We start from the raw sequence: 14246 nt of genomic DNA on the forward strand, positions 1-14246 counted from the left end.
ACTCTGGAATATGAAGGTGGACCAACGGCTCGGTGCGCGTGCAGAACAGCGATTAAGCTGCAATGGGTCCGGCTCTGGAGACGCCCATGTTCAAGCCCCCGATCACGCCACTGCTGCTCTTCGTGTTCATGGCCATCAGCGGGTCGTCGTGCCATGACACTCGGCAGGACGACCAGGCAAGCCCACCCGACACCGGAGGCAGTGGCAGGATTATCCCCGAACAACAACGCATGCCCTCGACGATGCCGCGCCCCAGGATGTAATGGCTACTCGATCTGTATCGGCCCCTTGGTCCCGGCAGCGCTGTCGGTCCAGTAATCCTCATTCAGCAGCCGCCGATCGCCCTGAATCGTGAAGGTGAGCTTGCCCTGGCGAAACTGCAGCGTGCCGTCGGTACGCTTGGCGTTGACCCGCTTGCCGTTGACCCAGACCTGCTCCTTGGCATCGATACGAATCGTGGCGACGGTCGCGCCGGCATCGCTTTTAGCGACCCACTGCCCGGCATAAGGCGTCTGCGTGTCTGCGCTATCGGCAGCGGGGTTGGTGAATCCGGCCTTGGCGTTTTCGGCCTTGCTCTTGTGGATATCGCAACCCTGGGTCTCGCTGACCTGGGTGCAACCGGATTGCTCAAGTTGTTGGCGATACTTGTCGCTGATGGCGTAGGCCGAGGGTTGCGCCGCGATGAAAATGGCCAGTGCCGGCAGGATGATTCGGTTCATGTTCCTCTCCTCTAGTCAGCGCCTTCCCGAGCGCCCGCAAGGTGCATGGATCACTCACTGTAGTCCGGATCCCGTACCCGGATGCACCGGCAATACCACCAACGCTTCCAACCCACCCTTCGACCGGTTGCGCAGCTTCAACTCCCCGCCATGCTCCAGCACAATCGCCCGCGCCGCCGACAACCCCAGGCCAACGCCACCCGTGCTTTTGTTGCGCGAGCCTTCCAGGCGGAAGAACGGTGTGAACACTTGCTCAAGGCTGGACTCAGGAATCCCCGGCCCACGGTCCCGTATCTTGATCCGCACCTGCTCGGCATCGGCATGCAGTTCAACCGCCGGCTCAGAACCATACTTGATCGCGTTCTCCAGCAAGTTGGTCATCACCCGCTTGAGCCCCAGCGGCCGGCCGAAATACACCAGCCGCTGCGGCCCGCTGAAGGCAATCTCGACACCCTGATCCCGATAGTCATCCAGCAGGGTTTGCAGCAGCTCCGCCAAATCAAACTGGGTCGCCGGTTCCAGCCGGGCGTCGTCGCGAAAGAACTCCAGCGCGGCGTTGATCATCGCCTGCATTTCATCCACGTCACGAAACAGCCGCTGCTGTTGCTCGCTGTCTTCGATGAATTCACCGCGCAAGCGCATTCTGGTCAGGGGCGCGCGCAGGTCGTGGGAGATGGCGGCGAGCATTTGCGTGCGGTCGCGGATGAAGTGTTGCAGTTGGGCCTGCATGGCGTTGAAGGCGAGGATCGCCTGGCGGATTTCCTGGGGGCCGAGCGGTTCGATAGGCGGCGCTCGGAAGTCCATACCGAAGCGGCGAGCGCCTTCGGCGAAGCGCTGCAAGGGCGTGGCGAGGCGGCGGGTGGCGATCAGGGCGACCAGACCGGTGGAGATCAGCACCAGCAGGATGACAATCAAGTAACGCGGCGCCTCGTCGAGCCCCCAACTGCGCGAGGGCGCGGAGAACATCACCCATGAGCCGTCGGCCAGCTCGATCAAGAGCGCGTAATGGGCGTCGGACTTGTGTTCGGTCCAGTCCGCCGGTTCATAGGCTTCGATGCGCCGGTTCGGGGTTTTGAGCATGGGTTGCAGGATGGTCGAGCCAATGTCCGATTTCGCATCGTCCACCATTGGCAGGTTGAGATCGTGCCGGTCAGGGTGCCAGGTGACGATGAAGCCGTTTTCGCCGGCGGCTTGCGCCAGTGAGTTGCGCAAAGTCGTCGGGGCGGCCTCGATGACGCGGGTGATGGCGGCGGCTTTTTCCAACAGGCCGATTTCAGTCAGTGGCGGGCGTGCCCAGACGCCGGCCAGCTGGATAAACAGGCCGTTGAGCGCCAGTGAAATGAGCATGGCCAGGATGATCGTCAGCGCGATCCAGCGCCCTACCGTGTCGCGGCGAACCCGCGCCAGCCAACTCATCGCCGGGTCACGCTGGGAGTGAACAGGTAACCGCCATTGCGCACGGTACGGATCATCGCCGGGCGCTTGGTGTCGGATTCGAGTTTGCGCCGCAGGCGGCTGACCTGCACGTCGATGCTGCGATCGAAGGCGTCATGGCAATGCCCGCGCGCCAGGTCCAGCAATTGTTCGCGGGTGAGGATGCGCTGCGGGTGTTCGACGAAGACCAGCAGCAGGTCGAATTCGCCGGCCGACAGCGGAATCATCACGTTGTCCGGTGAGCGCAGTTCGCGGCGGGTGACATCCAGGTGCCAGTCGGCGAAGTCGATCAGCGGCCTTGGCCGTTCCTGCGCCAGCGGCCGGCGTTCGTCCACCCGGCGCAGCACGGCGCGCACCCTGGCCAGCAGCTCCCGGGCGTCGAAGGGTTTGGTCAGGTAATCGTCGGCACCCAATTCGAGGCCGACCACCCGGTCGCTGAGTTCGCCCATGGCCGTGAGCATGATCACCGGGATGGTATGGCGTATCCGCAGTTGCTGACAGAGGATCAGGCCGCTGTCGCCGGGCAGCATGACGTCGAGAATGATCAGGTCCGGCGGCTGGCGCTCGATGGCCGCCCACAGCGACGCGCCGTCGGTGGCGACCTCGACGCTGTAGCCGTGCTGCACGAAGAATTTTTTCAGGAGATCGAGGACTTCGAGGTCGTCATCGACGATTAAAAGGCTGTTCACCGAAGGTCACTTACGGGGCGAATGGAACCGTTATCTAAAACCATTCGTGACGGTCCGTCATATATTTCAATCCTGCAATAAAACGACAACGCTGCAATAAACCAGACATCTTTGCGCAAGGCTCGGGCCTCAGCATCACGGCGAATTCCTCCCGAGACTTGCGTCCATGTTGCCTTTGAAGTGTGCTCCCTGGCTGACCCGTCGTACCTCGATTGCCATGCTGGCCGCCGGATTGGCGGGTTGCAGCAGCCAGCCGCCGTCCGCCGCCACCGTGACCTGCGCCGAAATCAGCTATTCGGTGGACGACCCGGCGGAACCGTTCAACCGAGGAGTCTTCGCATTCAATCGGGCGGTCGACGACTATGCCTTGGCACCGGTCGCTCGCGGCTATCGCTACACGCCGGATTTTTTCCAGACCGGTGTGCATAACTTCGTGGCGAACTTCGGCGAGCCCAAGGTCTTTATCAATGACTTGTTGCAGGGCAATCCTGGGCGTTCGGCCAACACCTTGGGGCGTTTCTTGTTCAACACCACCCTCGGTGTGGCTGGTTTGGTCGATGTCTCCGGCATGGCGGGCATTCCACGACACAACGCCGACTTCGGTCAGACCTTCGGCGTGTGGGGCATCGGCAACGGCCCGATCGTCGAGCTGCCGTTGCTCGGCACCTCCAACAGCCGCGACGCCGCCGGACGTGTGTTGAGTTTCATGGTCGATCCGTTCGGCGACAACAGCGACACCGTGGACACGCTGTCCACAATCAACACGGTCGGCGACGTTGTCGATGGCCGCGCGCAAGCCTTGCCGCTGACCGACAGCCTGCAAAAGCTCCCGGACTATTACAGCGCATTGCGCAACGTAGTCGCCGAACGCCGCGCGGCTTTCGTGGCCGATGGCAAACAAGGCTCGGCGCAGATTTCCAATCCTCAATGCAAAGGAGCACCGGTCGATGGTTTCTGATGGCCTGATTTTGCAACAACGGGTCAGTCGGGACGACGCGGCCAACCTGCACTGCCGGGAAATCACCCTGCGCCTGTCAGCAGACTGTCGCCATCTGGTGCTCACCCGCTACACCGAGCACTACGGCCCGGCGGTGGTGAGGTGGATCGAGCGCAGTCATACGGTGTCGGTGAGTGAGCTGTTTCGCTGGTTGGTGGCCAACGGAGACACCGTCACGGAAAGTGGGGACCGTCACACACCGGGTTGATCTCGAAAAAGTGGAAACACAGTGCATCAGTAACGGCAACCAACTGCACAATTGCAAGTCATATCGGCAACGATTTACTTAAGCTAGCTGCGTTATCATCCCGCGCCTCTGTACTTTGAATCCTGAAACCCTGATGTCCAGTTCTTCGCCCTTGCCCGACACATATCAATCCCTGCCCCCGGTCCTGGCCGGCCCCCTGCTGCGGCGTCTGGAACCCACGCGCCTGGTAATGTGGCTGGTGGGCTCCCGGGCGCTGGAGTTGACGCTGCGTTTGCAGGGTGTGGGCGACATTCGCCTTGATGCCGGGCATAGCACGGTCATTGCGGTGGGCACTCATGCATTTGTGCACCTGATCGATGTGGTGCTGGACACCGCCCTGCCCTGCGATGAGTTGATCGAGTACGACCTGCTGATCGACGGCGGAACCGGCATCGCCGACTGGGCGCCGCATCTGGTGTACGGCGATGCCCGTTCGCCAAACTTCGTCCTGCGCTCACGCATTGATCAATTGCTGCATGGTTCCTGCCGCAAGCCTCATCATCCCGCGACCGATGGTTTGCTCTGTGTCGATGCGCTGTTAGCCCAGGAACATGACGCCTGTGATCGTCCGGCGTTGCTGATGATGAGCGGCGATCAGGTCTATGCCGACGATGTTGCCGGGCCGACGCTGCGGGCGATTCATGCCTTGATCGAGCGCCTGGGCTTATACGGCGAGCATCTGGAAGGCGCCGTGGTCAGCGACAGCGCCAAACTCTACGAGCACCCTGCCAGTTACTATCACCGCGCGGATTTGTTACCGGCGCTGGAGAGCAACGAGACCCTGCGCGAGCGATTTTTCGGTGGCGCGCGCAAGCCGATTTTCACCAGCAGCAGCGCCGACAACCATCTGGTGACCTTCGCCGAAGTCATGGCCATGTACCTCTTGGTCTGGTCGCCGGTGCCCTGGACCCTGATTGCGCCACAACCACCAGTGCTGACGCCGCAAAGGCGCGAGCGTTATGCGTTGGAACAGACGCGCATCGAGGGCTTCAAGGCCGGGCTGGGCAACGTCGCCCGGGCACTGGCGCACTTGCCGACCCTGATGATATTCGACGATCACGATATTACCGATGACTGGAATCTTTCCGCGCAATGGGAGGAAACGGCCTACGGCCATCCGTTCTCCAAACGCATCATCGGTAACGCGCTGTTGGCTTACATGTTGTGCCAGGGTTGGGGCAACAACCCGGACGCCTTCAAGGGTGTGCTGGACAAGGCCCGCTCGTTGACCGCTACAGGGCACGACCAATACCTCGACAGCGACGTCCAGGACGCGTTGATCGATGAGCTGCTGAGGTTTCAGCGCTGGCATTACGTACTGCCGACCACCCCGGCCATGGTCGTACTCGATACCCGCACCCGGCGCTGGCGCAGCGAGATGAACCTCAAGCAACCGTCGGGCTTGCTGGACTGGGAAGCCCTGAGCGAATTGCAGCAGGAGTTGCTGGATCACCCGTCGGCGATCATCGTGTCACCGGCGCCGGTCTTTGGCGTGAAACTGATCGAAACCGTGCAACGGGTATTCAGCTGGTGCGGTTATCCGCTGCTGGTGGATGCGGAAAACTGGATGGCCCATCGCGGCGCGGCGCAGGTGATCCTGAATATTTTCCGACACTCGCGCACGCCGGGTAACTACGTGGTGCTGTCCGGCGATGTGCATTATTCCTTTGTCTACGAAGTGCTGATCCGACACCGCAAGGCCGGCCCGCGCATCTGGCAGATCACCAGCAGCGGCATCAAGAACGAATTCCCGCCGAGCCTGCTGGAATGGTTCGACCGCCTCAACCGCTGGCTCTACTCACCCCGCTCGCCACTCAACTGGCTGACCAAACGCCGACGCATGCGCATCGTGCCGCACATTCCTGAGCATGCTGAAGCAGGTGAGCGGCTGTGGAACTCGGCGGGGATCGGGCAGGTGTTCTTTAATGAAAAAGGACAACCGCGGGATATCTTTCAGCACAACGCCAATGGTGCGCCGAAGACACGGATGGTGGCGCCGGAGCATGAGGACTGAAGGCCTGACCAATAATGTTGGTCATCCGCAATACCTGTGGGAGCGAGCCTGCTCGCGAATGCTGACTGTCAGTCCCTGCAGTGGTGTCTGGCATATCGCTTTCGCGAGCAAGCCCGCTCCCACATTTTGATCGGTGCCGCTCATGGACCTCACCCGAACCCTGATCATCGGCAATTCCGGTTCCGGCAAGAGTTGGCTGGCCCAACGGCTGTCCGAGCAACTGCAACTGCCCTGGACCGATCTCGATCACATCCACTGGCTATCCGACGAACACAGCATCGCCCGCCCCCGAGGCGAAGCGTTGGGCATGGCGCGCATCGCGGCCAGTGAAGAGCGCTGGGTGATCGAAGGCGTTTACGACTGGATCGTCAGCGAACTCCTGCCACGGGCGACGGCGTTGATCTGGTTATGTGTTGAAGATGAGGAGTGCGTCGCCAATATTCGCCAGCGCGAGGCGAAACGGGACGAGAACGACGAGTTGTTGATCGCCTTGCTGGACTGGGCCGGCAGCTATCGTACGCATGGCGGTTCCAGTGGGTTCGCAGCGCATCAGCGGTTGTTCGACGCGTTTGGCGGTTTCAAACTTCAACTGATGTGCCGCAAGGACGCCACAGCATTCATCACACACCTGTAGGAGCGAGCTTGCTCGCGATGGACGCACGGGCTGTCTGATGCCCCGCGTAATCGTTAACGACCATCGCTGGCAAGCCAGCTCCCACAAAGGGTGCATTTCAAGCTGCTGAAATCGCCCGACTCACCCCTCTGACAATCATCTCCACCTCCCGCTCATCAATCGTCAGCGGCGGCAGCAACCTGATGGTCTGGCCCCGGGTCACGTTGATCAGCAGACCGTGATCCCGGGCGGCGATCAGGGTCAGGTCGCGGATCGGTTGCTTGAGTTCGATGCCGATCATCAGGCCCTGGCCGCGGATCGCCAGGACGTTCGGGTGGTCGGCCAGTTCCATGCGCAATCTGCCGAGCAGCCGTTCGCCTTGTAGCCGAGCGTTATCCCGCAATCCCTGTTCTTCGATGATGTCCAGCACGGTGCAAGCGACGCGACATGCCAGCGGATTGCCGCCGAACGTGCTGCCATGGCTGCCGGGGGTGAAGAGTTCGGCGGCTTTGCCACGGGCCAGGCAGGCGCCGATCGGGATGCCGTTGCCCAGGCCTTTGGCCAGGGTCATGACGTCGGGAACGATACCTTCGTGCTGGAAGGCGAACCACTGGCCGGTACGGCCGATGCCGGTCTGGATTTCATCGAGCATCAGCAACCAGCCGCGCCGGCTGCACAGTTCGCGCACGGCTTTGAGATAGCCGGGTGGCGCCAGTTGCACGCCGCTTTCGCCCTGGATCGGCTCCATCAGAATCGCCACGATGCGCGGACCGTGGGCTTGCTGGACCTTGTCCAGTGCCTTGAGGTCGCCGAACGGCACCTTGATGAAATCCCCCGGTAATTGGTTGAAACCCAGGCGTACGGCCGGGCCATCGCTGGCGGACAAAGTGCCCAAGGTCCGCCCGTGAAAGGCATTCTCCATGACCACCACCAGCGGTTGTTCGACGCCTTTGTGCCAGCCGTGCAGCCGCGCGATTTTCAGCGCCGTTTCGTTGGCTTCTGCACCGGAGTTGTTGAAAAACGCCCGGTCCATGCCGGCAAGTTTAGTGAGCCTGTGCGCCAGCCGCTGCTGCCAGTCGATGCTGTAGAGATTCGAGGTGTGCAGCAGCAACCCGGCCTGTTCGCTGATGGCCGCGACGATTTTCGGATGAGAGTGGCCAACGTTGGTCACCGCCACCCCGGCCACCGCATCCAGGTATTCACGACCCGCCCGGTCCCACAGGCGCGTGCCCAGGCCTTTATCGAAACTCAAGGCCAAGGGCTGGTAAGTACTCATCAGGCAGGCGGCGGTCATGACATCAGGCTCCATCAATTGTCGGTGTTTTTGCAGTATGGTTAGCCACCTGAGCTGGATAAACTGCGTAAAACTTCGATCATTTAAAAGCTGAGCTTGATAATGGATTTGTTCCAGGCAATGACCGTTTACGTGAGGGTGGTGGAAGCCGGCAGCATGACCGCCGCCGCACAGCAGTGCGAAATGTCCACGACCATGGTCGGCAATCACCTCAAGGCGCTGGAGCAGCGTCTGGGTGTGCGCCTGCTCAACCGTACGACGCGGCGCCAGCGCCTGACGGAATTCGGCAGTGCGTATTACCAGCGCTGCCTTGAAGTGCTCGGGTTGGTGGCGGACTCCGAACGCCTGGCGGAGCAAACTCTGGATGAACCGAGCGGCACTTTGCGCATCACCGCACCGCTGACCTTCGGCACCGAGCGCCTGGCACCGGCCTTGAGTGAGTTCAGCCTGCACAATCCACGGGTGAAGCTGGACGTGGTGCTGACCAATCGCCGCCCGGATCTGCTGGATCATGGTTTCGACGTGGCCTTCCGCCTGGGTGCACTCGAACCCTCCAACCTGATCGCCCGCCCGCTGATCGACTACACCCTGACCATGTGCGCTTCGAAGGACTATCTGGCGCGTCGCGGCACCCCGGAAAAACCTGAAGACCTGCAACACCACGATTGCCTGGCGTTCGCCTATCCGGCCGGCGATGACTGGCAATCGGTAGCACGACAATGGCGCCTCAATGGTCCGGATAGCGAAATCGTGGTGGCGGTCAGCGGTCCGATGGTGATCAACAGCTCGGCAGGCCTGCATCAGGCGGCGCGAACCGGGATGGGCATTGTGATGGTGCCCGATGCGTTGGTGGAGCGGGATCTCGAGGACGGCACACTGGTGCCCCTTTTGCAGCGCTATCAACTGCCGAGCCGACCGATGCACCTGGTCTACGCTCAGGATCGCTACCGTCTACCGAAACTGCGTCGTTTCGTCGACTTCGCCATGGGGATGTGGGGCAAGCACTAGCCGGGTGAATGCGCCATGATCTAATCTCCGCGACGGGCAGGTCATTTTGATATCAGGCAGCAAGGAGAGCAGCGATGGGCGAGGCATCGAACATCGAACCAGTGAAGTTCAATGTGTCAGACATGAACGACGGCATGCTGCACGCCATCCTCGAATTGGTCAGCGACGGCATCTGGGACTGGGACGCCAACACTGGCTTCGTTTACCGCAACGCCCGCTGGTACGAAATGCTCGGCTATTCGCCTCATTCCCTGGACAACACGGTGTTGACCTGGGAGAACGTCATCCACCCCGAAGATTATCCCCGGGTCATGGCCCAGTTCGATGACCACCTGAGCGAGCGCAGCCCGGTTTATCAAGCCGAGTATCGCTGCCGGACACAGGATGGCGGCTACATCTGGATCGAAGACCGCGGCCACGTGCTGGCCCGCAATGCCGACGGTTCGGTGGCGCGCATGGTCGGCGCCCATCGTAGCATTGAAGACAAGCGGCGCCTGGTCGAAGAGCTGCAGCGGCGCAATCACTCCCTGGAAGCGATGATCGAAGAGCGCACCCGGGAACTGTCGCGGGTCAATCAGCAGCTGCAACTGCAGCTCGAAGAAAACCGAAAGCTGGCGCAAACCGACACGCTGACAGCCATCGCCAATCGCTATCGCCTGGAACAGTTGCTGCCCCAGGCCTGCGAGCGCGCCCAGCGTTTTCGCGAACCCCTGTCGCTGATCGCCATGGACATTGACGACTTCAAGAACATCAACGATCACTATGGCCATGCGCTGGGCGATGCGGCATTGGTGCAGGTGGTCGAAAACGTCAAACGCTTCGTGCGCGAAGGTGATCTGCTGGCCCGTTGGGGCGGCGACGAATTCATCATGGTCCTGGCCAACACCCCGCTGGCTGACGCCAGAACCTTGGCCGAAACCATCCGTCATGGTTTGTCGGACTTGATGCCCGTGGGGGACTTCCAGGTGACCATGAGTTTCGGCGTGGTCCAGCGCTTCGATGAAGAGCAGCAGACCGGCCTGATGGCCCGCGCCGACCAGGCCCTGTATCGGTCGAAGATCGCCGGCAAGAATGTGATCTCCGGATAACCCTCTCATCCATTGTTCCTAATGAAAGCGAGTCTTGAGTCTTGCCAATTCTTGTGGCGAGCGAGCTTGCTCGCGTTGGGCTGCGCAGCGGCCCCAAAAAATCAGGCAACCACCGCGATTTTTTGTGAGTGCTACGCACTCAAGCGGGAGCGAGCTCCCTCGCCACAGATACTTCGCTGACTCGAGCTCTGCTTAAGTAAACAGCCTCACTCCTGCATCCCTGTTTTCACCAACACCGGTTTCTCCTGATAGCGATCAGGGTACAGCTGCTTGAGCTGCGCCACCTTCGGCAGATCGTTGATCACGATGTAGGGATAGGTCGGGTGCTCGGTCAGAAAGTCCTGATGCTCTTCCTCTGCCGGGTAGAAACCGTTGTAGGTTTCCAGTTTGGTCACAATGGGTTTGTTGAACGAACGGGCAGCGTCGAGCTGGGCGATGTAGGCCTGTGCGACCCGTTGCTGCTCACTGCTTTTGGGAAAAATGGCCGAGCGGTACTGGGTACCGGTGTCCGGTCCCTGACGGTTGAGTTCGGTCGGGTTATGCGCCACCGAAAAGTAGATTTGCAGCAAAGTGCCGTAGCTGACCTGACTCGGGTCGAACGTGACTTCCACGGACTCCGCATGACCGGTATCACCATTGCTGACACGCTCGTATCGAGCGGTGCCGGCTGCACCGCCGGCGTAACCGGATACGGCATTCTTAACGCCTTTGATATGCTGGAACACGCCTTGAACGCCCCAGAAGCAACCGCCGGCAAAGACTGCGGTTTCGCTATGGGCCTGAGTGACTTCATCGATGGTCGGCGGCGGGATAATGACCGCTTCCTCAGCACCGCCGAGAGAGAACGCCGAGCATTGGCCGATGACGCCGGCAGCGAGCAATCCCAACAGCGTACGACGCCAGGTGAGCAGGGTTTTCATGGGGCGGACTCCGGAATAATTGAAAGGGGTATCAGCCGGGTGGCAATCAGGCCGCCCTGGGCTCGAATTTCATCGCCAGGCCGTTCATGCAGTAACGCAACCCGGTCGGCTTCGGTCCGTCGTCGAAGACATGCCCCAGATGACCGCCACAGCGCCGGCAGTGCACTTCTTCGCGCACCATGCCGAAGGATCGGTCCTGACGGGTGGCCACGGCGTTGTCCAGCGGCGCCCAGAAACTCGGCCAGCCGGTATGGCTGTCGAATTTGGTCGCCGATGAAAACAACGGCAGGCCACAGCCTGCACAGACGAATGTGCCATCACGGTGCTCGTTGTTCAGCGGGCTGCTGTAGGCCCGCTCGGTGCCCTCTTCACGAAGGATTTCGTACTGCTCGTCGCTGAGGATGGCGCGCCATTCACTGTCGCTGTGAGTCACTTCGAACACCTCGGCCGCGTCGGCCTCGCTGATCAGCGCAGGGCTCGCGGCAAATTTTGGCAATACACCGATCGCCAGGGCTGCAACCCCCAGCCCGCCGCTCGCTAACAGAAATTGCCGTCGTGAAAACATAGCCGTCTCCAAAAAATCCAGGGGCCTACATGGAACACAGCCTAGGCTTGGGTTGATCGCCAAATCCTCACGGGAAGTTAAACAATTCGTGATAACTCGGCGCCCGAAAAAAACGCACAATGCTGTGTAGGAGCGAGCTCGCTCGCGATGGATGCCGACGTTACGCGTTCAGCCAGCTAACACGCGTTATCGTTAACGACCATCGCGAGCAAGCTCGCTCCTACAGGTACAGGGTATCAATCGAAGGATGAGTGGATGGAACAGAACAAACGCGTCCTCGTGGTCGAGGACGACCTGCATATTGCCGACCTTATCTGCCTGCATCTGCGTGATGAGCAGTTCGAGGTGGTGCACTGCGCCGATGGCAATGAAGGCATGCGTCTGCTGCAGCAAGGAAGCTGGGATGCACTGATTCTCGATCTGATGCTACCGGGCGTCGATGGCCTGGAAATCTGCCGGCGCGCCCGCGCCATGGCCCGCTACACCCCGATCATCATCACCAGCGCCCGCTCCAGCGAAGTGCACCGGATCCTCGGCCTCGAACTCGGTGCCGACGACTACCTGGCCAAGCCGTTTTCCATGCTCGAACTGGTGGCCCGGGTCAAAGCGTTGTTGCGCCGGGTCGATGCCATGGCGCGCAACCTGAAGATGGACGCCGGCAGCCTGAACATCGATGGCCTGGCCATCGACCCGATCACCCGTGAAGTGTCACTCGACGGTCGGCGCCTGGACCTCACGCCACGGGAATTCGACCTGCTGTACTTCTTCGCGCGCCAGCCCGGCAAAGTGTTTTCGCGCATGGACCTGCTCAATGCCGTCTGGGGCTACAGCCACGAAGGCTATGAACACACCGTCAATACGCACATCAATCGCCTGCGCGCGAAAATCGAGGCCGATCCGGCACAACCGGTGCGCATCCTCACGGTCTGGGGCCGCGGCTACAAATTCGCCTCAAGCCAGGAGCCGCAACCATGAGGCTGACCCTCACACAACGCCTGTCGCTGGTGTTCGCCGTGCTGCTGCTGGTGTGCTGCGGCACTTCGGCATGGATGCAAGTGCGCTCCAACCAGATGCATGAACTGGAAGTGGTGCAAGGGTTGTCCCGGGATCTGGCGCAACACATCGCCCGCGATACGGTGCTGATGGACGCCCAGGGACTGATGCCCAATGCGGTGCGTGATCTGTTCAGCAAGCTGATGCTGGTCAACCCCAGTGTCGAGGTCTACCTGCTGGACACCGAGGGCAAGATCGTCGGCAGCGCCGCGCCCGAGGGTCGGATACGTCGGCAACAGATCGACCTGGCGCCGATCCAGCGCCTGCTCAGGGGCGACGCCCTGCCGATTCTCGGCGACGATCCGCGCAGCGGCGATGCGCGCAAGGTGTTCAGCGCCGCGCCGCTGAAGGTGGATGGCAAACCGGCCGGTTATCTGTATGTGGTGCTGTTGGGTGAAGACCATGACCGCATCGCCGAACGCGGTGCCACCAGCGCCGCACTCAACACCGCCCTGCTGTCCATCGGTCTGGTGGCGCTGCTGTGCCTGATTGCCGGTCTCACGGCGTTTGCCCTGATCACCCGGCCGTTGCGCCGCCTGACCGACACCGTCAGCCAGTTCGACATCGACGGCGTCCCGGTCGTGCCGCCGACAACTGTACCGGTGGAAAACGCCACCAGCCACGATGAAATCGCCATCCTCGACGCCACCTTCCGGCAGATGCAGGCGCGCCTCGGTGAACAGTGGCGCTCGCTGACCCGCCAGGATCAGGAACGCCGCGAGCTGGTGGCGAACATTTCCCATGACCTGCGCACGCCGCTGGCCTCGCTGCATGGCTATCTGGAAACCCTGTCGCTCAAGGACGCCACGCTGTCCCCCGCCGACCGTCGCCGTTACCTGGGCATCGCGCTGGATCAGAGCCACAAGGTCGGCGGACTGGCGCAGTCGTTGCTGGAACTGGTGCGCCTGGAGCACGGTTTCGTGCAACCGGTGCTGGAGCGTTTTTCCCTGACCGATCTGGCCCAGGACATCTTCCAGAAGTTCGAACTCACCGCCGAGGCGCGACAGGTCGAGCTCAAGGCGACGTTCGCTCCCAATGTGTCGGCGGCCTGTGCCGACCTGGGGCTGATCGAGCGGGTGCTGACCAACCTGTTCGATAACGCCCTGCGTCATACCCCGCCAGGTGGAGAGGTGGAACTCGGCCTGCGGCCCCAAGGATCGTTCATCGAAGTGACCGTCAGCGACACCGGCCCGGGCATCGCTCCCGAACTGCGCGAAGGGTTGTTCCTGCGACCGTTCAACATTGGCGGCGCACGGCGTGATGGCGGGTTGGGGCTAAGAATTGTGCATCGCATCCTGCAATTGCATGGTCGTGAGATTCAGTTGGTCGATCTACCCGGACGCGGAGCGACCTTTCGTTTCTCACTGGCGGTGGATGAAGCGACTGCATCGGCATTGGCCATGCGTTCGATGAACCTCAACACTCCCGGGCAAGCCTGACAGACCGCCTTCGTCGGATCGCCGCCCGGAGCCGGCCCGCTCCCCCAGAGGTTATGTGTTGGACGCAAATATTTGTGGCATCCCGGATCAACTGTGGGAGCGAGCCTGCTCGCGAAGAGCCGGCAACTTCAACATCCATTTGCCCGCCTGCCTGTTCCTTCGTGAC

At 61.3% G+C, this 14246-nt stretch carries 15 protein-coding genes; 9 read left to right on the forward strand and 6 right to left on the reverse strand.

Annotated features, from left to right (window positions below; genetic code table 11):
* The first annotated feature begins 86 nt into the window (after positions 1–86).
* The gene (locus ACW9HW_RS08390; protein WP_170948653.1) at positions 87–263 is read left to right on the forward strand and encodes a hypothetical protein; all 177 of its coding nucleotides are present in this window, start codon (positions 87–89) and stop codon (positions 261–263) included.
* Between the two features lie 3 nt (positions 264–266).
* Here the strand turns inward: ACW9HW_RS08390 and ACW9HW_RS08395 are convergent, their stop codons facing one another.
* The 3 genes from ACW9HW_RS08395 to ACW9HW_RS08405 are packed head-to-tail and all read right to left on the reverse strand — an operon-like array spanning position 267 to position 2842.
* The gene (locus tag ACW9HW_RS08395; RefSeq protein ID WP_457399396.1) at positions 267–719 is read right to left on the reverse strand and encodes a hypothetical protein; all 453 of its coding nucleotides are present in this window, start codon (positions 717–719) and stop codon (positions 267–269) included.
* Between the two features lie 54 nt (positions 720–773).
* A complete protein-coding gene (locus ACW9HW_RS08400) occupies positions 774–2135 on the reverse strand; it encodes an ATP-binding protein (RefSeq protein WP_457399398.1) in 1362 nt (453 codons plus the stop codon).
* Positions 2132–2842 carry a response regulator gene (locus ACW9HW_RS08405; RefSeq protein WP_095193801.1) on the reverse strand — a complete coding sequence of 237 codons (711 nt, stop codon included), beginning with the start codon at positions 2840–2842 and terminating at the stop codon, positions 2132–2134. The genes ACW9HW_RS08400 and ACW9HW_RS08405 overlap by 4 nt, the downstream gene beginning before the upstream one ends.
* Positions 2843–3008: 166 nt before the next feature.
* Here ACW9HW_RS08405 and ACW9HW_RS08410 point away from each other — a divergent pair, with 166 nt between their 5' ends.
* From ACW9HW_RS08410 to ACW9HW_RS08425, 4 genes are all read left to right on the forward strand, one after another.
* On the forward strand, positions 3009–3800 hold the full coding sequence (locus ACW9HW_RS08410; protein WP_457399400.1) for an MlaA family lipoprotein: 792 nt from the start codon (positions 3009–3011) through the stop codon (positions 3798–3800).
* Positions 3790–4047: a hypothetical protein gene (locus tag ACW9HW_RS08415; RefSeq protein ID WP_095193803.1), complete on the forward strand. Its 258-nt coding sequence runs from the start codon at positions 3790–3792 to the stop codon at positions 4045–4047. Before ACW9HW_RS08410 ends, ACW9HW_RS08415 begins: the two co-directional genes overlap by 11 nt.
* A gap of 133 nt (positions 4048–4180) precedes the next feature.
* The gene (locus tag ACW9HW_RS08420; RefSeq protein WP_457399402.1) at positions 4181–6100 is read left to right on the forward strand and encodes an alkaline phosphatase D family protein; all 1920 of its coding nucleotides are present in this window, start codon (positions 4181–4183) and stop codon (positions 6098–6100) included.
* Positions 6101–6242: 142 nt separating this feature from the next.
* Positions 6243–6734, forward strand: a complete 492-nt coding sequence (locus tag ACW9HW_RS08425) for an adenylate kinase (protein WP_457399404.1) — start codon at positions 6243–6245, stop codon at positions 6732–6734.
* Between the two features lie 97 nt (positions 6735–6831).
* On the opposite strand, the gene ACW9HW_RS08430 is transcribed toward ACW9HW_RS08425, so the two are convergent.
* Complete coding sequence (locus ACW9HW_RS08430; RefSeq protein WP_457399405.1) at positions 6832–8007, reverse strand: acetylornithine/succinylornithine family transaminase; 1176 nt, start codon at positions 8005–8007, stop codon at positions 6832–6834.
* Between the two features lie 102 nt (positions 8008–8109).
* Here ACW9HW_RS08430 and ACW9HW_RS08435 point away from each other — a divergent pair, with 102 nt between their 5' ends.
* A complete protein-coding gene (locus ACW9HW_RS08435; RefSeq protein ID WP_095193807.1) occupies positions 8110–9015 on the forward strand; it encodes a LysR family transcriptional regulator in 906 nt (301 codons plus the stop codon).
* Positions 9016–9089: 74 nt separating this feature from the next.
* Entirely contained in the window at positions 9090–10103 is a 1014-nt protein-coding gene (locus tag ACW9HW_RS08440; protein ID WP_457399407.1) for a sensor domain-containing diguanylate cyclase, read from the forward strand.
* Positions 10104–10309: 206 nt separating this feature from the next.
* Here the strand turns inward: ACW9HW_RS08440 and msrA are convergent, their stop codons facing one another.
* Both msrA and msrB read right to left on the reverse strand, forming a co-directional pair.
* Positions 10310–11023, reverse strand: coding sequence for a peptide-methionine (S)-S-oxide reductase MsrA (gene msrA / locus ACW9HW_RS08445; RefSeq protein ID WP_457399409.1), 714 nt, complete (start codon positions 11021–11023; stop codon positions 10310–10312).
* A 46-nt stretch (positions 11024–11069) separates the two neighbouring features.
* On the reverse strand, positions 11070–11588 hold the full coding sequence (msrB, locus tag ACW9HW_RS08450; protein WP_095193810.1) for a peptide-methionine (R)-S-oxide reductase MsrB: 519 nt from the start codon (positions 11586–11588) through the stop codon (positions 11070–11072).
* Between the two features lie 255 nt (positions 11589–11843).
* On the opposite strand from msrB, the gene ACW9HW_RS08455 reads away from it, so the two are divergent.
* Both ACW9HW_RS08455 and ACW9HW_RS08460 read left to right on the forward strand, forming a co-directional pair.
* A complete protein-coding gene (locus ACW9HW_RS08455) occupies positions 11844–12563 on the forward strand; it encodes a response regulator transcription factor (protein ID WP_095193811.1) in 720 nt (239 codons plus the stop codon).
* Positions 12560–14080: a sensor histidine kinase gene (locus ACW9HW_RS08460; protein ID WP_457399412.1), complete on the forward strand. Its 1521-nt coding sequence runs from the start codon at positions 12560–12562 to the stop codon at positions 14078–14080. Before ACW9HW_RS08455 ends, ACW9HW_RS08460 begins: the two co-directional genes overlap by 4 nt.
* Positions 14081–14246: the final 166 nt, after the last annotated feature.

Source organism: Pseudomonas sp. SDO5532_S415 (assembly GCF_054071155.1).